Origin of the sequence: Mycobacterium neumannii, from assembly GCF_002245615.1 — a bacterium.
Lineage (GTDB): Bacteria > Actinomycetota > Actinomycetes > Mycobacteriales > Mycobacteriaceae > Mycobacterium > Mycobacterium neumannii_A.
This window is the reverse complement of the sequence record NZ_NKCO01000006.1, coordinates 197,025-220,191: the sequence shown is the minus strand read 5'-3', so window position 1 is coordinate 220,191 and position 23,167 is coordinate 197,025. Positions and strand designations below refer to the sequence as shown.

At 60.3% G+C, this 23,167-nt stretch carries 20 protein-coding genes; 15 read left to right on the top strand and 5 right to left on the bottom strand.

Annotation, left to right across the window (positions count from 1 at the left end):
• The first annotated feature begins 644 nt into the window (after positions 1–644).
• The 10 genes from CEX88_RS10395 (at position 645) to CEX88_RS10345 (ending at position 15,065) form a co-directional block, all read left to right on the top strand.
• Positions 645–1,802, top strand: coding sequence for a cysteine desulfurase family protein (locus CEX88_RS10395; RefSeq protein WP_094293410.1), 1,158 nt, complete (start codon positions 645–647; stop codon positions 1,800–1,802).
• Positions 1,803–2,873: a DUF4007 family protein gene (locus CEX88_RS10390; protein WP_094293409.1), complete on the top strand. Its 1,071-nt coding sequence runs from the start codon at positions 1,803–1,805 to the stop codon at positions 2,871–2,873.
• Complete coding sequence (locus CEX88_RS10385) at positions 2,870–6,313, top strand: hypothetical protein (RefSeq protein ID WP_094293408.1); 3,444 nt, start codon at positions 2,870–2,872, stop codon at positions 6,311–6,313. Before CEX88_RS10390 ends, CEX88_RS10385 begins: the two co-directional genes overlap by 4 nt.
• Positions 6,306–7,154 (top strand): phosphoadenosine phosphosulfate reductase family protein, encoded by an 849-nt coding sequence (locus tag CEX88_RS10380; protein WP_094293407.1) that lies wholly within the window; start codon positions 6,306–6,308, stop codon positions 7,152–7,154. The genes CEX88_RS10385 and CEX88_RS10380 overlap by 8 nt, the downstream gene beginning before the upstream one ends.
• A 185-nt stretch (positions 7,155–7,339) precedes the next feature.
• On the top strand, positions 7,340–8,938 hold the full coding sequence (locus CEX88_RS10370) for a DEAD/DEAH box helicase (protein WP_238382032.1): 1,599 nt from the start codon (positions 7,340–7,342) through the stop codon (positions 8,936–8,938).
• Entirely contained in the window at positions 8,935–10,770 is a 1,836-nt protein-coding gene (locus CEX88_RS10365; protein WP_238382031.1) for an ATP-binding protein, read from the top strand. The genes CEX88_RS10370 and CEX88_RS10365 overlap by 4 nt, the downstream gene beginning before the upstream one ends.
• Positions 10,771–10,779: 9 nt before the next feature.
• Entirely contained in the window at positions 10,780–11,364 is a 585-nt protein-coding gene (locus CEX88_RS25905) for a hypothetical protein (protein WP_126315894.1), read from the top strand.
• Positions 11,365–12,268: 904 nt separating this feature from the next.
• A complete protein-coding gene (locus CEX88_RS10355) occupies positions 12,269–12,691 on the top strand; it encodes a T3SS (YopN, CesT) and YbjN peptide-binding chaperone 1 (RefSeq protein WP_126315893.1) in 423 nt (140 codons plus the stop codon).
• A gap of 58 nt (positions 12,692–12,749) precedes the next feature.
• Positions 12,750–14,174, top strand: a complete 1,425-nt coding sequence (locus CEX88_RS10350) for a DNA phosphorothioation-associated putative methyltransferase (protein ID WP_094293403.1) — start codon at positions 12,750–12,752, stop codon at positions 14,172–14,174.
• 186 nt (positions 14,175–14,360) lie between these two features.
• Positions 14,361–15,065 carry an EcsC family protein gene (locus CEX88_RS10345; RefSeq protein ID WP_094293402.1) on the top strand — a complete coding sequence of 235 codons (705 nt, stop codon included), beginning with the start codon at positions 14,361–14,363 and terminating at the stop codon, positions 15,063–15,065.
• A 102-nt stretch (positions 15,066–15,167) separates the two neighbouring features.
• Here the strand turns inward: CEX88_RS10345 and CEX88_RS10340 are convergent, their stop codons facing one another.
• Positions 15,168–15,548, bottom strand: coding sequence for a hypothetical protein (locus CEX88_RS10340; protein WP_238382030.1), 381 nt, complete (start codon positions 15,546–15,548; stop codon positions 15,168–15,170).
• Between the two features lie 105 nt (positions 15,549–15,653).
• On the opposite strand from CEX88_RS10340, the gene CEX88_RS10335 reads away from it, so the two are divergent.
• Positions 15,654–16,199: a TetR/AcrR family transcriptional regulator gene (locus CEX88_RS10335; protein ID WP_094293401.1), complete on the top strand. Its 546-nt coding sequence runs from the start codon at positions 15,654–15,656 to the stop codon at positions 16,197–16,199.
• 130 nt (positions 16,200–16,329) lie between these two features.
• On the opposite strand, the gene CEX88_RS10330 is transcribed toward CEX88_RS10335, so the two are convergent.
• The 3 genes from CEX88_RS10330 to CEX88_RS10320 all read right to left on the bottom strand — a co-directional run bounded on the left by CEX88_RS10330 (position 16,330) and on the right by CEX88_RS10320 (position 18,701).
• Entirely contained in the window at positions 16,330–17,067 is a 738-nt protein-coding gene (locus CEX88_RS10330) for a hypothetical protein (protein WP_094293400.1), read from the bottom strand.
• On the bottom strand, positions 17,064–18,314 hold the full coding sequence (locus tag CEX88_RS10325; RefSeq protein ID WP_238382029.1) for a hypothetical protein: 1,251 nt from the start codon (positions 18,312–18,314) through the stop codon (positions 17,064–17,066). The genes CEX88_RS10330 and CEX88_RS10325 overlap by 4 nt, the downstream gene beginning before the upstream one ends.
• Positions 18,315–18,416: 102 nt before the next feature.
• A complete protein-coding gene (locus CEX88_RS10320; RefSeq protein WP_094293398.1) occupies positions 18,417–18,701 on the bottom strand; it encodes a WXG100 family type VII secretion target in 285 nt (94 codons plus the stop codon).
• Between the two features lie 185 nt (positions 18,702–18,886).
• Between CEX88_RS10320 and CEX88_RS10315 the strand changes: the two genes are divergently transcribed.
• The 4 genes from CEX88_RS10315 (at position 18,887) to CEX88_RS10300 (ending at position 21,477) form a co-directional block, all read left to right on the top strand.
• Positions 18,887–19,585, top strand: coding sequence for a mycothiol-dependent nitroreductase Rv2466c family protein (locus tag CEX88_RS10315; RefSeq protein WP_094293397.1), 699 nt, complete (start codon positions 18,887–18,889; stop codon positions 19,583–19,585).
• Positions 19,586–19,667: 82 nt separating this feature from the next.
• Positions 19,668–19,865 carry an antitoxin Phd gene (locus CEX88_RS10310; RefSeq protein ID WP_094293396.1) on the top strand — a complete coding sequence of 66 codons (198 nt, stop codon included), beginning with the start codon at positions 19,668–19,670 and terminating at the stop codon, positions 19,863–19,865.
• Entirely contained in the window at positions 19,862–20,245 is a 384-nt protein-coding gene (locus CEX88_RS10305; protein WP_094293395.1) for a type II toxin-antitoxin system death-on-curing family toxin, read from the top strand. The genes CEX88_RS10310 and CEX88_RS10305 overlap by 4 nt, the downstream gene beginning before the upstream one ends.
• Before the next feature lie 80 nt (positions 20,246–20,325).
• Positions 20,326–21,477 (top strand): serine hydrolase domain-containing protein, encoded by a 1,152-nt coding sequence (locus CEX88_RS10300; RefSeq protein ID WP_094293394.1) that lies wholly within the window; start codon positions 20,326–20,328, stop codon positions 21,475–21,477.
• Between the two features lie 11 nt (positions 21,478–21,488).
• Here CEX88_RS10300 and CEX88_RS10295 read toward each other — a convergent pair whose 3' ends face one another.
• Positions 21,489–23,108, bottom strand: a complete 1,620-nt coding sequence (locus CEX88_RS10295; RefSeq protein WP_094293393.1) for a peptide chain release factor 3 — start codon at positions 23,106–23,108, stop codon at positions 21,489–21,491.
• Between the last annotated feature and the right edge of the window lie 59 nt (positions 23,109–23,167).

Sequence of the window (23,167 nt, the reverse complement as noted above, 5' to 3'; positions counted from 1 at the left end):
CCAGTAGGCCTTGGTCTGCAGGGTTAGATGTGTGTAAGGGACAGGTGTCGGAGAGTGTGGGGTTGGTGCGGACGGGGTTGGCACCGCTGGGCTACTTGACCGGCAGAGAACCGACACGCGCCCGGCAGCGGGTGTAAGTGCCAAATCCCGCTGCGTCTTGCTGAAGACTGAGCGCCAAGGTCGACTGCCGGCCTGATTACTCTAGCCGTAAGCCCGCGATCGCCTCACCGGTTGGTTGGGTGTCACGTTATCGTGATTTCTTACGTACCCGCTCGGAACATCTCCTTAGTCGGGCTTGGGGCGTACTCGACAGCTGGTTGGAACCCGGCTAACAATTCGGCGTAGTTATCCGCTGAGGGTGGGTATGCACGCGAGCACCGCCGAGCTGCATCGGTGATAGTTCCCAGCCAACTCGCTACGGGCACGGCAGAGGTCGCGGATTGGTTGAGTGGTGATCGGGCTGCCACCAGAGCTTTCAACGGCCTTTCGCAGGTTGCTCATTGGTCTCTCGGTCGACCGCCGGCCCCTCGTCCCGAAGGGGGTAGCACCCCGAGATGTGCGCTTGGATTGTCGGACGTGTGTGCGACAGTGCTGACGCCGCGTGGCTCCCTAAATCTTACTGTCAGACGGATAGGATCAACCCGATGGTCTACCTCGACTACAACGCGTCTACTCCGGTTGACCAGCGCATTCTTCCCGCCTTGACCGAGGCGGTCGGAGCATTCGGCAACCCGGCTAGTTTGCACCACAGTGCTGGGCAGGCCGCGGCCGAACTCGTGGAGGAGGCACGCGGTCGCGTGGCTCTCCTTGCGAACCGTCCATCGCGCGATGTCATCTTCACAAGCGGGGCGAGCGAAGCCGCGGTCATCGCATTGCTGGGCCTGATGTTGGGTGTTCGGGGCCGCCCTGACATAGTCGTATCTCCCACAGAGCATAAAGCGATTTTGGCTGCGGCAGAGCTCGGTGCTCGACTTAGTGGCGGCGAAGTTCGGCACATAAAAGTCGACGAATCCGGAGTGATCGATCTCGACGCGCTCGAACACCTCCTTGATGAGTCAGTCGCGGTAATGGCAACCATGGCCGCCAACAACGAGACCGGTGTGCTCGCGCCCGTGGCTGAAGCTGCGGCGATCGCAAAGCGTCACGGCGTACTCAGTTTCATCGATGCGACGCAGGTGGTCGGCAAGGGTCCGCTCGATGAAGTGTCCAAAGCAGCAGACCTTATGGTCTTCAGCAGCCATAAGATCTATGGACCGAAGGGCGCCGGTGCACTAATTGCGGATCGGCACATTCAGAAATTGCTCGTTCCTATCGCTGCGGGCGGAGGGCAGGAACGAGGTCTGCGCGGAGGGACGCAGAATACTCCCGCGATCGTCGGGTTCGGATTGGCCGCAGAGCTTGCGATGAAGGAGCAGGTGACCGACACAACACGCATAGGCGCTCTTGCTGCAATGTTGATGGCTGAGCTGAGGCTCGGGCTCAGAGATGTTCATCTCAACGCCGCTGGCGCCCAGCGGCTTTCAAACACTTTGAACGTGCGATTTATTGACGCAGACGCCGAAGCGGTAATGGCGTCTATGCCAGATGTGCAGGTGTCAGCGGGTTCCGCCTGCCAATCCGCCGTGCCTATACCGTCACATGTTCTTCTGGCGATGGGGCTGAGCGGCGTTGCGGCGTCTGAATCGCTACGCATCTCACTCGGGCGGCCAACTACGGAAGAAGACGTGATGGCCGCAGCGCGCGCGATAAGTGCCGCAGTGACGCGCGTCCGCGAACTGACGTCTCACTGGAAAGGTAGTTGAGTGACGCTCGAACAATCAGCGATCCCAATGTTCGCCAATCATCAGACTTTTCACCCCCGCTTTGGCTGGATCAAGAAGGGGTACGACGCCGCAGCCCGTAACCCGAACATCTTCAATGAGAAGACGGCCCCAGTCGAGCTTGGCGTCGGTAAGAACATGGTTGAGGCGATCCGCTTCTGGGCTTTAGCTACTAAAGTGGTCGCGCGGCGCCCCCATCCCGACCGGCCACGCACATCCATCTACACGCCCACACGCCTTGGTCGCGCCCTCTTGGACGACCGTGTAGGCCTAGACCCCTTCATTGAAGATGGGGTCACGTTGTGGATGCTGCATTGGCACGCTGTATCCGAAAAGACGGTTCTTCCAGTGTGGCGCTTGGCGTTTAATGACTTCGGTGCGCTTGAGTTCACCGAGGATGAATTACTGCAGTATTGCATTGATGAGATAGCCGCCACGACGTGGTCGCAACCGATGAAAAGCAGCGTGCAAAAGGACATCGATTGCCTCCTACGAATGTACTCGCGTCGGGATACGAAGGGCCGCCAAACCGTTGACGATCTCTTGGATTCGCCTTTCCGTGACCTGGGATTGATCCGCCCTTCGCAGGGCGCGAAGAAGCACTCATACCGCATGATCCGCGGGCCCAAGCCAACCCTCCCCGCTGCTGCAGTCACTTACGCGTGCCTCGATTACTTGAGTCGCGGAGTAGAGGGAACGCAAACGGTATCGCTGACTCGACTCGCTGCAGACCCAGGCTCACCCGGTCGCATACTGAAGGTCACCGAACAGGACATAGCGGAAGCGATCGAGGAATCTGAAGCGGTTGTTGGACATCTCAGACTCGTCCGGCCAGCCGGTTCGAGGCAGCTCGCGATCAGTGCGCCCGTGGGTGATGTCGTATTTGAACTGCTCGCGGCAAGGCGGGCTCAGCATTCAGACCTACCGCGTCTTTCTGATTGTGTGCTCGCGGGCTTTACCGCTACAGAGCCGTATCTCGCTGACGCAGAACTTGAGCGTGTGCTTCGACGGGTCAAAAAGGCTCGCGCGAGAAGGGGGGAAGACGCGGCATGAGGACGACACTCGCGAACTATGTAAAAACGAGCGATCGCTTCAGCAGATCAGCCAATGTTGAGCGTGACCATGGCAGCGCGGCGATTGATGGCTACATGCCTACCGGTCGTGCGCTTGACGTTATCTCCCGGGTAGCCAGTGGATTGCGCGATCCTGCGTCAGGCCGGACGTTCACCATCACTGGGCCTCACGGTGGCGGTAAGTCGTCTTTAGCCGTCTTCCTCGACGGACTTCTCGCTGGCTCCTTGACAGCGGAATTCAAGCGAGCGCACGCGATTCTGGCGAGTGTCGCGCCTGATGTGGATGATTCACTCCGGGCTGGAATGCGCTACGTAAATGTCCGCAAGCCAGGCTTCATTCGTGCGTTCGCCACAGCGCGTAGCGAGCCCGTAGCCGCAACTATCGCTCGCGCGCTATACACGGGGGCTCGTCGACATACTAACGCCACCAAGGCCTTAGTTCCACCCCATTTCGCTGATAGCAAGAGCGGCGTAACTCCTGAAGCAATTCGCTCAGTCATCCAGGAAATGACGCGAGACAATCCCGTGCTCCTCGTGATTGACGAATTCGGCAAAAACCTGGAGTACTTCGCGACTTCGGGCAGCGACGGTGATCCGTTCCTGCTCCAAGAGCTTGCCGAGATGACGCAGGGGGACCAAGCTGCGCCACTCGTCATCATCACAATGCAACATCTGTCCTTTGATGACTACGTTCAGGGCAGCTCCACTGCTCGCCGGCGCGAATGGTCGAAGGTCCAAGGACGTTTCCAAGATATTCCGTACGTGGAAACGCCTTCGCAGTCACGACGTCTCATCGCATCTGCACTCGAGCAGGATGACGCCTTTCGACGTGATGCTGATCGCTGGATATCCGAACATCGAATCACCCTGGAAAGCCTCGGTTTACGTGATGTTGCCGAGGATGCGCTGGCGGCGATGCCTCTTCATCCGGTAGCCCTCGCGGTACTTCCCGAGCTATGCAGCCGGTACGGACAGAATGAGCGCACACTCTTCTCCTTCCTAACGGGAGCTGAACCTTTCGCCCTTCCGAATTATCTCCGAGCGGCCAGGTGGGAGCCGAGCGCGCCGATTCCATTCGCCGGCCTGGACCTCCTATATGACTATTTTCTCGAGTCATCGGGAAGCATGATCGGTGTGGCCGACGGGGCTAGTCGGTGGATCGAGATTGAAACCCGGATCCGGGATACGCCAGGGCTCACGCTGGCACAGTTGAAGGTTCTCAAGACAATTGGCCTGCTCAACCTCGTGGCCAGCGGGGGCCGGATAAGAGCGTCAGAGGCAATACTGCACCTAGCTTTAGGTTCTGATCCCGAATGTTCCGCAGAGACCGATTCGGTCGTCAAGTCGTTGGTTGACGCCGGGTTGATCACCTATCGAGCGTTCTCCGACGAGTACAGGATCTGGCAAGGTTCCGATTACAACCTTCGCCAGGTGGTCGAGAACGCACGGAGCTCGTATTCAGCAGCCGATCTTGATGAACTGTTGAGCAATGCGGTGAGCCTCGAACCGCTTGTCGCGGGGCGTCATAGCCAGCGGACTGGTGTGTTACGTGTGTTTGCACGTGCATTTGCTCGTGACGGCAGAGCTGGGGCCGGAGAGCTCGATCCTGCACTGGACGGCGTGATCTACTACGCGACAAGTTCAAAATTGGATCCACGATCGGCTGGTCGTCCAGCCGATGGACGGCCCGCTGTTTACGTAGTACCGGATGATGTTTCAGCGGTTCGAGAAGCTGCAATCGACGCCGCCGCCCTAAGTTCGGCGTTGAAGAGTGCGGAGCTCGAAGGCGCTGATTGGGTGGCGCGGGCCGAGTTGGTTGAGAGGGCGTCGGCAGCGGTACAAAGGTTGCAAGTGGTTATCGCTGAGACGTGGAATGCGCGCGCGCGGTGGTTTCTTGCGGGTACCGGGGAGTTGCTTAATGCTTCGGCAGGTGTGTCGGCGCTGTTGTCGGATGTGGCTGACACGGTTTATTACGAGACACCTCCCATCGCGAATGAAATGGTTGCTCGCCGAGAGCTCACGAGCCAAGGCGCTAAAGCGCGCAGGTTCCTCACGGATGCTCTGCTCGCTCATCGGGATGTCGAGGCATTTGCGATAGAGGGTTACGGGCCAGAACGGGCCATCTATGAGGCGCTCTTTCGCAAGACTGGATTGCATCGGCCAACGGACAAGGGGCATTGGGAGCTCTGTTCTCCTAAAGACTTGCGCTGGAAGCGCATCTGGTCTCTGATGAACTCTCAGTTCGACTCGGCGGTGGGCGGGCGTGTGAGCCTCGCCGAGATCCGGTCTTGTTTGACTTCACCTCCGGTGGGTCTTAAAGACGGGATCGTGCCTCTGCTTCTCTTGACTGGCCTCGTTGTCCGGAGTGATGAGATCGCTCTATACGAGCACGGGAGCCTCGTCTTATCGATTGACGATGCTGTCGCGGAGCGATTAACCAAAAATCTAGGTCACTTCTCGATTAAGAACACGGCGGCGGGCAGCGGCAAGCGGGCGATGGTGATCGAGAGTCTCGTGACGCGAATGGGGATCACTAGTCGCAATACATCCGACGCACCTACTTTCTTAAACGTCGCGACTGCGCTATTCCGCGAGTTGCGATTGCTGCCGCCCTACACGCAGAAGACCAGAGCCGCGCTGTCGCTAGAGGCCATCGCCGTGCGAGATGCCTTTCACCAGGCCGCCGAGCCCGACGTACTCCTCTTCGAGACGCTTCCGGGAATATTCGGTATGGAGCCGTTCGGTGGTCGAGGGCGTCTCGATAAACGGGTCGCGGATGAGTTCGCTGACCGCCTCGCAAACGCGATCCGTGAGCTGCGCGAGTCTTTCCCGAAGCTGATGACGTCAATCAGGCAACAGCTCGCACAAGCAACGTCGACGTCAAGCGAGTTGCGGGAGTTACGCCAGGCCTTATCCGCCGATGCGACGCGACTTCAGGGCCATGTCCTGGAGCCGAGACTGAAGGCTTTCGTCGGCGCGCTTATGCGACCGCTCAATGACGATGAATGGCTAGAGAACATAGCGATGGTGGTGTGTGAAGGTCAGGCGCCACGCGTCTGGACGGACGACGCCGTAGGTCGTTTTCCACTCCGTATCGCGGAGCTCGGGGGTGCGCTGCGTCGTACATCGGCGCTCTTGCACGACCGCCTTGCTGCGCATAAAACTGATGGGTACTCGGCGAGCCGCATGACGCTGACGCGTCCCGACGGCTCCGAATCAATCGAGCTGCTAGCCCTCACCGAGCCTGAGAAAGTCGCGATTGACCCCCATTTTGAGCGTTTGCTCGCTACCTTGATGGAAGGTGGGGTGTCTCGATCGGCGGCTTGTCGGATGCTCATGGCAAGGTTGGCCATAGAGCACGATACGGCCGACTCGATGGCTGCTCAGGGAGTGCAAGGGGAGGACGAAAGATATGGCTGACGCTATCCGACACATCTGCGGGATCAGCGGCGGGAAGGACTCCAGCGCGCTTGCTGTGTATATGCGGGACCGTGTCGCGGAGATGGAGTACTTCTTCTGCGATACGGGTGCCGAGCTTCCCGAGACATACGAGTATCTCGATCGCCTCGAGACCGCGTTGGGAAAACCAATTGCTCGGCTCAACGCTCGGAAGGGCTTCGATCATTGGTTCGAGGTTTATCGTGGAACGCTTCCTTCACCGCAGATGCGCTGGTGCACGAAGAAGATGAAGATCGAGCCACTCGAAGAGTGGATCGGCGACGATCCCGCTGTTTCTTACGTGGCGATTCGAGCAGATGAGTCCGGCCGGAAGGGTTATGTAAGTACTAAGCCGAACATCAGGACGGTGCTGCCATTCGTTGAGAACAACATCGACCATGATGGTGTATTGCGCATCCTGGAGCACGCGGGCATCGGCTTACCGAAGTACTACGACTGGCGCACGCGATCGGGATGCTATTTCTGCTTTTATCAGCGCAAGGCGGAGTGGGTGGGACTCGCCGAGCGCCATCCTGAACTCTTCCAGCGTGCGATCGCGATCGAGTCTAAAGTCCGCCAGGACGCCGGCGCCGACGGTGACGCATCGTTCGGGGAATACGCGATGAAAGGTCGTCAGTACACCTGGTCTGGAGGAGAGTCTCTACCCGAGCTCCTCGCCCGTCGCGAAGAGATCCTTGCTCGGCATGAAGAGGCACAACAACAGGCGAAGAAGCGCAGAAAAAACCGCTCCGTATGGGACGTACTCGGTGACGCACTCGATGACGACGACGATTCAATGCAGTGTTCAGTCTGTGCGTTGTAAAGCCTAACTATGGGGTCTGGCCACGGCGCAGCAGACCTTGTGCAGATCGAGGCCATAATGATGTCTAGTGCGATCGACAGCTCGAAGCTGTCGCTGGGCGCCCGCTCGCATCCGGGGGTGCTGCCTGGGTCGAGGTCGTACGACGACGCTCACGCTACCCTTCAGGTCTCTTGTGGGCCGTTCTCGTGATCACATTCGAAGAATTAATCAGTCGAGCTTCCGATCAGTTACTCCAAGAACTAGTCGGGCGCGACGTCGTGCGCCTTCTGGCGAGCTTGGACTCTTCTCTTGCTCGTCCAGAACGACTGGGCGAGATGGTGACCGGACTGCGATCCCCTTCCGATATGCTTCTTGATCCGAAGACGCGGGCCGAATTATTACTACTTCTGCCGCCGTCAACCGCCGAAATACTCTCGCAGAGACTAGGTTTAGCTGGGGACCCTTTCGATGCACTGACCACGATGACCGTACGCCGTGGCAGCAATCGTGCGACAACTCTGTTTGATTTCTTCTCGATCCAAGATGAGGCTCAGGAGAGAGAAGTACCCCCGTCGCATGAGCGTGTGGAGCCCCTTTACGCCCTTTTCCCGCATCAACGATTAGCGGCACGGCGGGTCATGGACGGGCTTTGCGTGGAGCCCCGCAGGGTGATGTTGCATATGCCGACCGGCTCGGGGAAGACGCGCACAGCAATGTCCGTGATTTCGAATCTTCTGAATCAAGGTGAGCCGAAATTGATTATATGGCTGGCTCATTCAGAAGAACTTTGCGAGCAAGCTGTAGAGGAATTCGATCGATCCTGGCGAGTGCTCGGTAATCGACCAGTCGGTGTCCAGCGTTGGTGGGGGTCACACACATTGGAGGCGCCCCTGATACGTGACGGACTAGTCGTGGGCGGCCTACAGAAAGTCCACTCATCGGCTCGAAAATCCGTTGCAGAGATAGGTGCGCTCGCCGGAAGGGTCGATCTAATTGTGATGGACGAAGCTCATCAAGCTGTCGCGCCAACCTACAGCCTCGTTCTCGACCTGTTGGCCGAGGCGGGCAGTCCCGCCCCATTACTGGGCCTTACTGCTACGCCCGGGCGCACCTGGAGCGACATAGATGAAGACCAGCTGCTTGCGGACTTCTTCTTCCGCCGGAAAGTCGCTCTCGAAGTTGAGGGTTATGCAAACCCCGTTCGTTACCTCATCGACGAAGGGTATCTCGCGGAGACTGACTTCGTGCAGCTTGAATACGCGGGTGGCGCAGAGCTTTCACAGGCTGAGCTGCGAGAACTTGAAGACTCGTTGGACGTTCCGCCAAACATCATCAGGCGATTGGCGGCCGACGAGCAACGAAACATGTTGATACTTGGGCGAACCGAAGCAATGTGCCGACGCCACAATCGCATTATTGTCTTCGCAGCCACGAAGGACCACGCATTGGTGCTGGCAACGGTGTTGCGTGCTCGTGGGACATGGGCCTACGCCGTGACAGGTCAGACCCCGTCCGCGGAGCGCGGAAGGATTATTTCGTCTTACAAGGCGGCTTGCGACGAGCCTCGAGTGATCGTGAACTACGGGGTCTTAACGACGGGCTTCGACGCCCCACAGACGAGCGCCGCGGTGATCGCTCGACCGACCAAGAGTCTTGTGTTATTCAGTCAAATGGTCGGTCGTGCAACGCGCGGCCGCAGGGCCGGGGGGAATGAACGGGCTGAGGTCGCAACGGTAGTCGACACTCGATTGCCGGGTTTTTGCAACATGGCTGATGCCTTCGACAATTGGGAGGATGTCTGGTGACTGAGGCAGTTAAGGACTTCGACATTGTGCCGACGTCGCTTGCCGTTAAGGCGATGCGGGACAACGGCTATAAGAATGCCGCGTACGCTATCGCTGAGTTGATGGACAACTCTATCCAAGCGGGCGCGACAACTGTCCAGCTGTTGTGTGCGGATCGCGAGGCGCAGGTGGAGCAACGGGCACGTAAGCGTCTGCATCAGGTTGCTGTACTTGACAATGGCTCAGGGATGGACGTCGGCACACTCCAAATAGCTTTGCAGTTCGGCAACGGTACTCGGCTCAACCCGGAACAGCAGCAGGGTATGGGACGCTTTGGGATGGGCCTACCGAGTGCGTCCATTTCCCAATGCCAGCGAGTCGATGTGTGGAGTTGGATTGGCGGCCCGGAGAACGCGCTACATAGTTACATCGACCTGCCGGAGATTAATGCCGGGCGGATGCGGCGCCTGCCTGCGCCCCAACATAAGCCGCTGCCTAAGGTGTGGCGCACTGCTGCCGGCAAGGACGCGTTCCGCGACACCGGAACGCTGGTTGTGTGGAGCAATGTCGATCGTGTGCTGTGGCGGACATCGAAGGCGCTGATTGACAATTCCGAGGAATTGATCGGCCGAATGTATCGGTATTGGATTAACGATGGCCGTGTCTCGATTGCATTGAAGAGCTTTCTCTTCGACGAGCCCGACCGCATCCTTCAGGAGCGCTTCGCAAAGCCAAACGATCCGCTGTACCTGATGGCAAACACGAGCTGCCCCGCGCCGTTCGACGCAAAGCCGATGTTTAGACCCTTTCCAGAGGAAGGTACGAACGAGGTCCCTTTGACCGTGCGCTTTCATGGGGAGGATCACCTAGTAACGGTCAAGTTTTCCATGGCGACAGAAGAGGCCCGTGACAGCTCCGGCGGCCAAGCAACCGGAAGCCTTCCACACGGACAGCATGCTGCTCGTAACCTTGGAGTGTCCGTCGTGCGGGCAGGCAGGGAACTCGAGTTGGATCCGGCCTGGGCAACCACTTACGAGCCTCGCGAACGATGGTGGGGTGTCGAGATTTCCTTCGAGCCAGGACTCGACGAGTTGTTTGGTGTATCGAACAATAAGCAGTCAGCACGAAACCTCGCTGAAGCCGCAAAGATCGATACCACGGCAATCATCAAAGAGCACGGAGGGTCGATCGTTGCTGCACGTGAAGCCCTGAAGGAGGAAGAGGATCCGATCGAGCCGCTCTTGGAAATCGTCCATCGCGTACAAACGAATATCAGGCAGATGCGGGGTCTTATTCAGACTCAAGCCGAAGGCAGACGTCGAAGAGTTCGTCATGCGGAGGAAAGCATCGAGGCCCAAGCCACGGATGCGGTGAGAAGGCGGCAAAAAGAAGGCCATCACGGCCGAAGCGACGATGACGAGAAGAAGCCTGTCGACGAGCGAAAGGCCGATGTCGCGGAGCAGTTGGAACACTTAGGCCACTCACCTGAATCGGCGCGCGAGCTCGCGGCTGAGACCATCGACAAGGGCTTGAAGTATCGCGTGGAAGTTGCCTCCCTCGAAGGGGGCGCGTTCTTCTCGGTTCAACCTCGAGGTGGTGTCTTGCTCGTCACGCTGAATACGGATCATCCGGCCTACGGACTGCTGCTTGGAGCGCGGGATCCGAAGGACTTACCCGAGGATCCGGACAAGCTCAAAGAGAAACTTGCTGCAGCCCAGGCAGGTCTCGAGATGATGCTGTTCGCTTGGGCACGGTATGAAGACGAACAACCGAATGATCAGCGGCGCGTGACTCAAAACATCAGACACGACTGGGGTCGCATGGCGGAAGCGTTCCTGGGTAGCCGACCGTAGGAGGGCCAAATGGTTCGACCTGAGGACGTTGTCCATATCCTCGAAGTTTCTGGCAGACCCCTGACGGTTAGCGAGATCGCCGCCCAAACGGGCGGCGACAACCGGGATATCGACGCGATTCTATGGCAGGCGCCGGACCGATTTGTATGGCAGCCCGGCCACAAGTGGACAGTCGCGAATCCGAAATCTCGTCTCGAGCACGGTGATGTAGACAACGTGCCAGACGCTCGTTCAAATTTGTTGTCGTCGAACTCTCCTCGAGAGTTGCGGGCGCTGACGCTCTCGAGCGGTTTGACAATTAGTGTGACTCGCCGCCCCCTAGATTCGGACGCTTTCTTCACTGTTCGGTCCGCGGGCAACACGATCACCCTCGCATTGAACTCGATGCATGAAATCTTTACATCCTTGCCGCTGCCGTTCGCGAACGATGCGAGTGAAGCTGGATACAAGGAGCTCTGCGAAGTCCTGTTGAGCGCTTGGGCCCTATATGAGGACAGTCTCCCAGGAGGTTCCACGAAGCGGGCCACCGAAGACATGCGGTTACTGTGGGGTCGAAGAGCGATTGAGATGCTCAGGGAACGAGATGATGAATGACTCCCGGCGACCGGCTGCTCGGTTTAGCGGCGTCATCGCGAAGTGAGTTTGTAATGTGTGCGCCGTTCGCTAAGCAGAGCGTGGTAGCGAAACTACTGTCGGTCTTACCAGTCGGCGTTGAACCGGTGTTATACACGCGATGGCGTCCGGAAGAAGTTGCGGCGGGCGTCTCAGATACGGAAGTTCTAAAAGTCATGCGCTCACGCGGTGGGACTGTCCATCTGCATGATCGCTTGCACGCGAAGTACTTCCGAAATGACACGTCCTTACTCATTGGTTCTGCCAATCTTACGGGAGCGGCACTTGGGTGGGCGCCGAACCCCAACCTGGAACTGCTGGTGGAATCCCGAGACGGAGACGTCAGAGAGCTCGAAAGGCTGCTTGAATTCGAATGCACCTACGCGACTGACGAGATTGCTTCGGAGATCGAACGGATTGCGCAGCTGCTACCAGCGCCCGTTGAGCTAGTTGAGATCCCGACCTCAGCAGCTACAGAGATGAGCTGGATTCCCTCATTGCGTATACCGTCTGACCTCTACATCGCGTACAGCAGAGGACCGAGCTCCCTTGCTTCGCGATCCGCGGCCTCTGCAGCCTCCGATCTTGCAGCACTGGACCTGCCTCTCGGGCTAGACGAAAGTCAGTTCAGGACGCTCGTCGGATACCGCCTCCAAAGTCAACCGCTGTTTCGGAGTATCGATGACTTTCTCCATGAATCGAGAAGATTCGGTGAGATGCGGGAAATGATTAGTCGACTCACTGGACTTGACCGCGGCGGAGCTGAAGAAGTATGGCAAACAGTTATGCGGTGGATGTTGGAATTCCTCCCAGACCGTTACACGTGCGACGTGTATAGACGCTCTGAGGTGATGTCTCGGGTCGGGAACGCGGAAGGAACTGGTAAGTGACACGGCAACGTGTGTACAAGCAGATCACCACAATTCTCGATGCCAACTCGCTGACATGGACCGAAACGGCAACCGGGGGTGTCTTTCTCCGGTTTTCAAGTGCCGGAGTAGCGATCGAACTTGCGAACTGGGGCGAGCAAACGCTAATACGCATTAGTTCGAATGCGTTGTCGGACGTTGACGGTCCGACCAAGCTAGTTCTCAAGCAAGTTAACCGCCTCAACATGGAGACGCAATTCGGACGTTGGGTCTACTACAAAGATGCGCGCACGATTACCATTGAGTACGACCTTCTTGGTGATCACCTGCAGGAGAACGAGTTAATGACCAGCCTCGCCGCAGTCGCGCGTGCGGCTGACCATCAAGACGACCAACTCCAAAGCGTGCTGGGCGGTAGACGAGCCTTCGAAGAGCAGTGAGGTGGGGCGTTCGAGATATGGCAGCAAGTGCTAGCAGTCTAGTTGGCGGTCATTGATTATGCAGGAAAGGGTTATCGCAAGGCAACGTACCGCAATTGGCCGGGGCGACCTCTCGATGCCGGTGAGGCAAAGTTTGCGCGACGGCATATTGCAGTCCGATCTGTCGGTTCTCGATTTCGGTTGTGGTCGCGGCCAGGATGTCGAGCGACTGCGCAGGATGGGTTTTCAGTCGAAGGGCTGGGATCCTCATTTCTCTCCTGAAACGGATCTCGACGTCAACCAGATCGTCCTCCTCAACTACGTGCTTAATGTCATCGAAAACCCAGCCGAACGGCAGCAAACTCTCGCATCAGCTTGGGCGCTTACGTCGCGTGTGTTAGTCGTTGCATGCCGCCTGAAGTGGGAGCTTAGCTCGATCAACGGCGTCACCTCCGGTGATGGATTAGTTACAAGCCGCAACACTTTTCAGCATTTCTACAGCCCAGGCGAGCTCCGAAAATTGGTTGATGAAGTGACGGGTACGCGATGCGTGTCACCGACTCCCGGTGTCGTTTATGCCTTCCGTCGCGATGAAGACAGGTTTGCCTACCTCGCTCGCGGGGCCATTGCCGACTTCGAGTGGTCCGACAGCGAGGATTACGCATCAGCCGTGTCTGAACTGATTGCTTTTACGGAAAGGCGCGGTAGGCCACCACTTTTCGAAGAAATACCGGCGGGTCTCTTGCCAATCTTGGGAACACTTTCGCGGCGCTCGATGCTCGAAGTGATCCAGAAGGGCGCATCTCCGGAGCGAGTCGCAGAAGGGTTCAAGCGTTCTACCCTCGATACGCTGCTATATCTTGGTACATCCATCTTTAGCGGTCGTGCAGCGTTGCGGGACTTGCCGCTGACTGTACAAGCGGATATCAAGCACTGCTTCAGAAGTTATCGTGAGGCCTGCGCTCGGGCAGATCGGTTGTTAGCAAAGATTCGTGACGATTCGTACGTGCGTGGGGCGATGCGTAACTCCCCGGGTAAGCTAACGGCTACTGCGCTTTACGTCCATCGACGAGCGACGCCGAAAATGCCCGTAGTTCTACGCCTGTACGAATATTGCGGGTTTGTCGCTGCAGGCAGACCTGATGGGTGGAACATACTCAAACTCGACCATCGAGGCAGACGGGTTTCGTGGTCTTCGTACCCCTCATTTGATTCGGACCCACATCCCACCCTGGACTGGACGTATGGGGTTGAGATGACTTCGTTAGACTCAAGCTTCCAACGATTCGGTGATCGATCAAACCGGCCACTGCTCCACCGCAAAGAGGAGTTCCTCGACCACGCCGATCCGCACCACGGCAAATACCTCCGTCTGACGGAGGCGGAAGTACGTGCAGGGCTTTACCAGAACCCCTCGATCATTGGCCTCGAGGATGGGTGGAAGACAGAGTTGCAGCGCTGTGGAGTTAGCCTGCGGGGCCACCGCTTGGTGAAGCAGCGGTGATCACTCGATGGGCTCATGGACCCTCGACAAAGTGATAGCGCTGATAGCGCGCGCCAATCTGCTGCCGAGTTCAGGTCGATCCCAAAGGGTTGTCTAGGGAGGCGCAGCTGGGGGTACATGCGAACCGTGTGTCTTCGCCCATCTTCTCGGCTGAAGCGATCGATCGGAAGTTGACAAGGAAAACTTATGGATGCCGAACACGCCAGGGATACGCCCGAACGACAAGGAGCAGCCAGGGACAAAGCCACGATCAGTGCCGTTGGTTCCGGCTCGGCTGCACTTGATCTTGTGAACAAAATCCTATCGGTCGGAGTAAGTGGCGTTGGACCTTATAAGTCGGCCTACGCTGTCGCTGATGAAGCGCTCACGGCTCACGGGGACGCTGAGAAGGCGATCGATCGACTTGTCGCGACTCATCGGCGTTGGGTTGGCTCAACGGGCTTCGCGAGTGGAGTCGGCGGCATGATTACTCTGCCGGTGTCGCTACCCGCGGATGTAACCACTTTCTACATGCTCTCGGCCCGTATGTCTGCAGCCATCGCCTTTCTCCGAGGCTATGACATCACATCGGAGGAGGTGCAGAGCGCGGTGCTGATTTCGCTTCTTGGCGCAAGTGCGGCCGGTGCGTTGGGCAAGGTGGGCGTCGAGGTTGGAACAAAGACTGCCGTCGCTGGATTACAGCGCCTTCCGGGCCGGGTGTTAGTTGAGATCAACAGGAAAGTTGGATACCGCCTTCTCACTAAGTTCGGAACCAGAGGGTCAATCAACTTGGTGAAGGCTGTTCCGTTGGTGGGGGGAGGCGTCGGCGCGGGCGTGAATGTTGTAGCCATCAATCAAATCGCGAGGTACTCAAAGGCTACCTTTGTTCCCATCGACCGAGGCGGCGCCTGACTGGCAGCCCGCTGGTGTGACCCGGCGGCAAGGTTATTCATCCAAATTCGGTCCTCCGGGCCGAGCGGTCATTCGGACGTGAAGTGACACGCGAGCCGCGTGTCAGGCGGCTTGCCGTTCCAGCTCCCTCGCCGGCTCGGTGGGCAGCTCGGTCGCGGCATCCAACAACTGCTCGTGGTTGTCGCGCACACCGCGGTACGTCGACAGATAGTGGTCGATCTGCTCGCGCCGCAGCGGTCGCGCCCAGATGTTCTCGCTGGGGATCTCGATCCCACTGTCGTTGGACTCGGCGCGCTTTCGGGCACCAACGCGGAAGCCCACCACCGCCGTCACCATCAATACGACCAGGCTGGCCCCGATGATTCCGGCCACCGCACTCTGAGCGGCCAGCGCGTACACGAACGTTCCCAGCGCCGCGAAACTCAGCAGCAGACAGACGTACCCAACTAACGTCGGCGGGATCCGTCCTAATGCCTTCAACACAACTATCACCTCTCGTAAGCTCGGATACAACGATACGCGTAGCGTAGCGCTACGCTTAGTGTAGCGTTTTCTCGGCCGGGAATATTCCCGGCCATAGGAGGTGCGATGGCACAGCGAAGCGACGTCGATGACGCCATCACGGACGCCACCCTGGCGCTCCTGCGCACTGGAGGGCCCAGGTCAGTGACTGTCGAGGCGGTGGCGGCGCGTTCGGGCATCGCGAAGACCACCATCTACCGCCGTCACCGCGACCGTCGCGACATGCTCTCCGCCGCGCTGTCGCGGGTGACCTCTCCTGAACCTCTCGGCGCGCACGCCCCAGCGCCGGACCGGCTCCGCTGGCTCGTCGGGGAAGCGGTCAAGGCGATCGATGTCGGCATCGGTTTCGGCGGCCTCGCCGCCACGCTCACCGACGACGACCCCGAGTTCACCAAGATCTTCCGCCGCATCCTTGCCAAGCAACGCTCGGAGCTGGAATCGGTGATCGACGCGGCCAAGGCCGACGGATCGTTTCGCGCCGACATCAACGACGCCGCCCTCATCGACGCCGTGGTCGGAACGATCATCGCCGAGCGCGCACGGACCGGCCGCGTCGCCAAAGACTGGGAAGCGCGACTGTTCGACCTCTTCTGGCCGACCGTGCGGGCGTGAGCACCGTCGCTGCGTCGTCGTGGCCTGATGTCGCCGCCCCAAGCGCTATCGAGAAGTAAATCGCTGAGTCACGCCCAGTCGGCTGGGAATCCGTACACCGCCGACCGTGTGACGGTGAGACTGCTCAAGCTCAGTGTCGCCGCGAGCTTTCGGCGAGGCGCTTCAGCGCCCGGCCATCGGTCAGCTCATCGCGGCAATTCGGATTCTGCCAATAGAACCGGACCAGCGCGCGCAGAGCTCGGCCCTCTGGCGTGAACGAGGCCGCCGACAACGTCAACACGTCCTCATCGGACATCACGACGACTATTGAATTCGGTGTCGGTGCGGACTGTTTCGGTGAGGCATCGGTGACGTCTACGACCTGCGCCCAGTCACCGTCCTGCGGCCGCGAGCCCTGCACGAACGTGAATCCGTTGGGCGTCAAGCGCAGATAATGCAGGCTGCCGCGTCGGAGCGTCCGCCACAGAATTGGCGCCCCCATGACTGCGGCGACAGCGCTGGCGAAGGGAATGTAGAAGCGCATTTGCTCGGGCACCGGGATATCAACCATCCCAAGCGGTCCGAGAACCGCGAATAAACCACAAGCCACTGTTTGTCCGAGGAGCGCGACCTGGAGAGGTATGTCCACGCCTCGATCCGGCCGGATGGTCGTCCCCTCGTCGTCGAAATCGCCACTCGGGACGAGCTTTCCCGGAACCACCTTCGCGAACGGGACGATGAAACCCAGGCAGAACATCGCGAACCCCAGCGACACCACCGCCGTCAGGAAGTCGCCGCGCCCGATGCAGATAATCGTCCAAAACAGCGCCAGAATGCCCAGCGGGCCGAAGAACAGCGTGCAGAGCAGCGCGATAGGGAGAACCTTCATTTCGGACACACGATATTGCCGATGATTCCGCCGATATATCCGAACGTCCAGGTGCCGGCGACGCTTCCGATCGCGGCGACCCCCGGTGCCAGTTGCGGAGCGCCGAAAGCCGAGGCTCCGGCCGCGGCCAAGGTACCACCCGCATAGCCCCCACCAACCCCTGCCCCGCCGGAGATCGCAGCCACACAGCCGTCGTGAAACGTCTTGGCCGTCACCGTGTCATATAGGGCTACTGCCACACCTAGCGTCGGGCCGCCATACTTGGCCGCCTTCCCGAGGTTTTCGACCGACTGCGGTGAAAGCATGGGGATTCCGCGCTTGGCTTGTTCTTCTAGGCCGGTGAGTGCGCCTCCAACAGTCGTGAGCGTCGGGTGGGTGAAGAATTCGTCGGGTAAGACGCCATGGCGACCGTCGGCCGCCGTCACGCCTCCCGTGGTCTTGCCATCCGCGGTTTGCGTCATCGTGACTTCGGTGCCGTCGGCGAACCTAATGGATGTGTACTTCGTGCCGTCGTAGTTCGTCTTGTCCTGTGAGAACGTGCTGGAAACTTCGTTGCCGTGCTTGTCGTAGTAGGTGTCCTCGACGCAGGGGGCGAAATCGTTCCACTCGTATATCTCGTGCCGGCTACCGTTCATCATCGTTAGCGACTTTCGCACCTGGCCGTCTTCTGTCACCCACTCGCGGCTCTCACGAATCGTCTGCGCCATATCGTTGTCTCGAACGACTCCCTGTTGGATAAGCCCGTTGAGCGTCATTGGATCCGGGACTTCGTCAGCGGGTCGGGCAGCTCCCGTTGCAGGATTCAGAAGTGGAAAGTCATTCGGCCCCGGCAGAGTGAAACCGAGATTCTGAGCAGCAGCCTGCACCGACTCTGCGGTCGCGTTGTCCGCGTCGCCGACTGCGGTCAGTAGACGGTTGATCTCCTTCTGCTCTGCTTGTGCCTGTGCCAATAGGCTGGCTGCCTTTTCGCCCGAGACGCGGGCAGGCTTGATGAGCACTACCCACATATCCGTGACTTGGAGCTCACCGGCATCTACTGCTTCCGCGTGATCCAGCAAGGCTGCCCGGGCACCTCCAATCGATCCGCTGCCCTTACTCAGCGCTGTCGCGACCGCTTCGGTGTAGTGAGCGAACTCGGAAGTCGTATCGGTGGCGCGGCGAAACATCGCCGTCGCCGCGTCATGCGCCTCACCCGACCATGTCTGCTCCGCTGACATCCGGTCGATTCCATCGTCAAGATTGCGCACCGATGTGTAAACGGATTGACCCGCAGTCTCTAGAGCCGACGCGGCGGGATTCAGTGAATCGGGATCCCACCCTTGTAAGCGGGGGCGTGAGGGCAGCACGGATCAAAAGAGCCCGTCGAACGTCCCCGCAAGGGAGCTGTCGGTTACCTCGTATCGATCTCCGGCCCCACGAACCGCGCCCCCCATGTCCTCGACATTCTTGGCGATCGCATCTGCCTTCTTCGTCAAGTGCTCGCCCACGAGGCGCATTGCCCACTGTGTAGTGGACCCGGCAAGACCGTCGGCTGATGTCGTCGCCTTGGAGCCCACGTCGGCGCGTTTGATGGCCTCAGACGCTGTACTTACCTCTCCTGCGAAGGCGCGAAGTACTTCAGGATCGACAAGCAAGAGTCCTCCTTTGATGGCTTGAACAGCTACGACCGTGGCGAATCAACCCTAACGCCACCGCGGGTCGCTGCCGCGCGGGAATTTCCGTTCCGGATCGGTGATGGTCGGTGACGGTCATCGACTTCGGTGCTATCAACTGGCAGGATGACGCTGAACTGGCACTGCACCGATTCTGAGGTTCCGACGTGACCAATCATCCTGTCGCCGTTGACTTCCACTTCGACGTCATGTGCCCCTTCGCGTATCAGACGTCGCGATGGATCCGCGAGGTCCGCGACCTGACCGGCCTCGAGGTGAACTGGCGCTTCTTCAGCCTCGAGGAGATCAACCGCCAGGACGGCAAGAAGCACCCGTGGGAGCGGGAGTGGTCTTACGGCTGGTCGATGATGCGCATCGGTGCGCTGCTGCGCCGACAGTCGATGGCCGACATCGACGCCTGGTACGAACGAGCAGCGCGAGCCCTGCACGTCGAAGGCCACAAGCCGCACGAAAAAGCCGTCGCCCGAGCGCTTTTAGAAGAACTCGGCTTCGACCCCCGACTCGTCGACCAAGCCATCGCCGACCCGACCACCAACGACGAAGTGATGGCCGACCACCAGCGCGTCGTCGATGCAGGCGGCTACGGCGTGCCGACCTTGTTCTTCCCCGACGGCCAATGCCTGTTCGGGCCCGTACTCATCGACCCGCCGGTCGGCGAGGCGGCGCTGCGGCTGTGGGACGCCGTCGTCGCCTGGACGGAATTCCCGCACCTCTACGAACTGCAGCGACCCAAGACGCCCGCCGACCAGCAGGCGATCACCGAGACGTTCCGGCCGTACCTGGAGGCTCGGGACTGGGTCTCGATCAACCGGGGCGAGGTCGTCACATTCGACCCACCGCGTTGACGCGGTGCCCGATTCCGGATCGTCACGCAGGCGAAGACGATTTTGGTACCAAACTTGGTACTGATGCTGGTACCTTGGGAGTATGCCTGCATTGAACGTCAACTTCAGTGACGAGGAGATGGAGCAGTTACGTACCGCGGCTTCGGCGGGCGAGCTGTCGCTGCGCGCGTTCGTGCACCGTGCCGCCGTCGATGCCGCGAGCGATCACAAGCGCCGCGTGCGTGAAGGCGCGCGGATCGTCGCCGAACGCAGCGCAGAGCTCAATCGCCGCCTGGCGTGACCGAATACCTCGACCGCGACGATGTTCTCGTCGCCGGTGCGGCGGCCGTAGGAGTGGAGCTCAGGGTCGCCGACTACGGTTTGCTCGACGCGGCGGGGGCCCGACCCCAAGCCACCGCCTTCGGCGTTGACGCCTATCCCGACCCCTTCACTAAGGCGGCGGCGCTGTTGCAGTCCCTCGCGCGCAACCATGCGCTGGTCGATGGCAACAAGCGCACCGCATGGGCCGCCGCCTGGACGTTTCTGTACCTCAACGGCGTCGAATTGGACCCCGGCTTCAATGTCGACGACGCCGAGAACTTCATGAACGCCGTTGCGGCCGAGGGAGATCTGCAGCTTTCAGAACTCGCACAGAAGCTGCAAGCCTTTGCCTCGGACTGACTGCAGCAGTTGAGCACCGTCGGCACACCCCGCAAGCCGTGCAAAGATGGCTCGCATATCCCAAAGCAAAGGAGCTTGAGATGGGGTTTGAGCGCATCGATGACCTGCTGAACGGCGTGACCGCCGATGGGGCACTGCATGGCATCGCCGCCACGGTGGTCGGCCGCGACGGTGTCCTCTACCAGGGCGCAGCCGGAGATGCCAAGCCCGACAGCATGTTCCGCAACGCTTCCATGACCAAGGCCGTCGCCACCACCGCGGCGCTACAGCTCGTCGAACAAGGCCGCATCGAGCTCGACGCGCCCGTCGCCTCGATCCTGCCCGAGTTCGGAGAACTCCAAGTGCTCGACAGCTTCGACGGCCGCGAGCCGGTCCTGCGCGCACCCAAGGCGCAGGCGACCGTCCGCCAGCTGATGAACCACACAGCAGGCTGCGGCTACCACTTCCTCAACGACAAGCTCTACACCTACTGCACCGAGCAAGGCCTTCCCACCCCGCTCGATGGTGTCAAGCAGGGCCTGCGCGTGCCGCTGGTCAACGATCCGGGCACGGTCTGGGAGTACGGCGTCAGCACCGACTGGCTCGGTCTGGTCGTCGAGGCCGTCAGCGGCCGGACACTCGGCGACTACCTCGCCGAGCACGTCTACGGCCCGCTCGGCATGACGGACTCGACCTTTGCTCCCAGCGACGAGCAGCGCGCGCGGTTGCTGCCTGTCCGTTTCCGCGCGCCGGACGGCAGCCTTCTAGAGACCGAGCTCGACCTGCCGGCCGAACCGGAGTGGGACGCCGCGGGCCACGGGTCCTACGGGACGATCACCGACTACGGCCGCTTCGTGCGCGCCTGGCTCAACGGCGGCGAGCTCGACGGTGCACGCATCCTCAAAGAGGAGACGGTGGAGCTCGCGTTGCGGGACCACCTCGACGGAGCGCCGCTGCCGATGTCGATGGAACCGACCGTCCCCGAACTGTCGAATCCTGTTCAACTGCTCGACGTCCCGCAGGGATGGGGCCTGGGCTTCCACCTGTATCTGGTCGATCTGCCCGGCATGCGTAGCGCAGGATCGGCCGACTGGTCCGGACTGTTCAACAGCTTCTTCTGGATCGACCGCAAAGCGGGGATAGCGGCGGTGATCGCGACCCAGGTGCTGCCGTTCTTCGACGCCAAGATGGTCGAGACGATTCTCGGCTTCGAAGCTGCGGTGTACGCCGAGCTCGGTGCGGCGGTCTCCTAAACGGCGACGCCCTACGCCGCGACCAACGACCCGAGCTTGACGTCGGGGTTGTCCCGCTGAAAACCCTCCAACCGCCACGGAGTCGAGAACAGCACCAGCATGACGCCGTCGCTGCGGGTGAGCACTTCGGCGGAGACCTGCTTGTCCATGAACTCCGCATCTGCGGGGTCAACGACGCGCGCCACCTGATACGGCAGCGACTCCAATGCGATCGGCGTGCTGAACTCGGCAGCCATCCGGTGCACCGCCACCTCGAACTGCATCGGACCTACCGCCGCGAACACCGGCGCCTGCTCGCCGCGCTTGTCCGAACGCAGCACCTGCACCACGCCCTCCTGCTCGAGCTGTTCGATACCGCGCCGGAACTGCTTGTGCTTGCTCGGATCGGTGCCACGCGCGACCGCGAAGTGCTCGGGGGAGAAGCTCGGAATCGGCGGGAACTGCACGGGCACATCGCGATACAGCGTGTCGCCGGGTCGCAGTGCGGCGGCGTTGGCCAGCCCGATCACATCGCCGGGCCCGGCATCGTCGAGCGTGGCGCGCTGCTGGCCGAACACCGACTGCGCGTACTTGGTGACGAATGGCTTGCCGGTCGCGGCGTGGGTGAGCACGTCGCCGCGCTCGAATGTTCCCGAGACGACGCGCGCGTAGGCGATGCGGTCGCGGTGCGCAGAGTCCATACCAGCCTGCACCTTGAAAACAAAAGCGCTGAACGGTGATTCGACTGGACGACGAGTCCCGTCGACATCGACCGCTCCGCTCGGCGACGGCGCGAGTTCGACCAGCACATCGAGGAGTTGGTTCACGCCGAAGTTCAACGCGGCCGAGGTGAACAGCGTCGGCGAGGCCGTCCCAGCGAGGAACTCCTCGCGGTCGTAGTCGCCACCGTCGGCGCTCAACAGTTCGGACTCCTCGACTGCGGTGTCCCAGTCGTCGCCGGCGGCCGCGTGCGCATCGTCGGCGGCGATGTGCTCCTCGGGCGCAGCGGTCGCACCGCCCGCGGTGCGGGTGAACCGGATGAACTGGCCGCCACGGCGATCCAGCACGCCCTTGAAGTCACCAGCGATACCGACCGGCCAGGTCAGGGGAGTGGGGCGCAGCCCGATCCGGGTCTGGATCTCATCGATGAGCTCGAGGGCGTGCCTGCCGGGGCGGTCCCACTTGTTGATGACCGTGATGATCGGGATGCCCCGGTGCTTACAGACCTGGAACAGCTTCAGCGTCTGTGGCTCAAGGCCTTTGGCGGCGTCGATAAGCATCACCGCGCAGTCGACCGCCGTCAGCACCCGGTAGGTGTCCTCGGAGAAGTCGGCGTGACCGGGAGTGTCGAGCAGGTTGATGACGCAGTCGCGGTACGGGAACTGCAGCACCGTCGAGGTTATCGAAATGCCCCTGGCCTTCTCCATCTCCATCCAGTCCGACACCGTCGCGCGACGCCCCGCCTTGCCGTGCACCGCCCCCGCCTCGGTGATCACCCGAGCGTGCAGCGCCAGCGCCTCGGTCAGCGTGGACTTGCCGGCGTCGGGGTGGCTGATGACGGCGAAGGTTCTGCGGCGGCCGGCCTCGGCGGAGATACGGCCAGGTGGCGAGGCGTCGCCGCTGGGCGGAGCCGTCGTGGCGGTGTCGGTCATAACGTCAGCGATGGTATTGGCCGAACACGGCAAACTGGTAATCGACGCCCAGGTAGAGG

Excerpts from the sequence above, each read along its gene's own strand:
- CEX88_RS10300 (WP_094293394.1), top strand. The coding sequence starts at position 20,326 with ATGGGGTTTGAGCGCATCGATGACCTGCTGAACGGCGTGACCGCCGAT.
- CEX88_RS10295 (WP_094293393.1), bottom strand. The coding sequence starts at position 23,108 with ATGACCGACACCGCCACGACGGCTCCGCCCAGCGGCGACGCCTCGCCA.
- CEX88_RS10335 (WP_094293401.1), top strand. The coding sequence starts at position 15,654 with ATGGCACAGCGAAGCGACGTCGATGACGCCATCACGGACGCCACCCTG.
- CEX88_RS25905 (WP_126315894.1), top strand. The coding sequence starts at position 10,780 with ATGGTTCGACCTGAGGACGTTGTCCATATCCTCGAAGTTTCTGGCAGA.
- CEX88_RS10330 (WP_094293400.1), bottom strand. The coding sequence starts at position 17,067 with ATGAAGGTTCTCCCTATCGCGCTGCTCTGCACGCTGTTCTTCGGCCCG.
- CEX88_RS10345 (WP_094293402.1), top strand. The coding sequence starts at position 14,361 with ATGGATGCCGAACACGCCAGGGATACGCCCGAACGACAAGGAGCAGCC.
- CEX88_RS10385 (WP_094293408.1), top strand. The coding sequence starts at position 2,870 with ATGAGGACGACACTCGCGAACTATGTAAAAACGAGCGATCGCTTCAGC.
- CEX88_RS10380 (WP_094293407.1), top strand. The coding sequence starts at position 6,306 with ATGGCTGACGCTATCCGACACATCTGCGGGATCAGCGGCGGGAAGGAC.
- CEX88_RS10350 (WP_094293403.1), top strand. The coding sequence starts at position 12,750 with ATGCAGGAAAGGGTTATCGCAAGGCAACGTACCGCAATTGGCCGGGGC.
- CEX88_RS10395 (WP_094293410.1), top strand. The coding sequence starts at position 645 with ATGGTCTACCTCGACTACAACGCGTCTACTCCGGTTGACCAGCGCATT.
- CEX88_RS10310 (WP_094293396.1), top strand. The coding sequence starts at position 19,668 with ATGCCTGCATTGAACGTCAACTTCAGTGACGAGGAGATGGAGCAGTTA.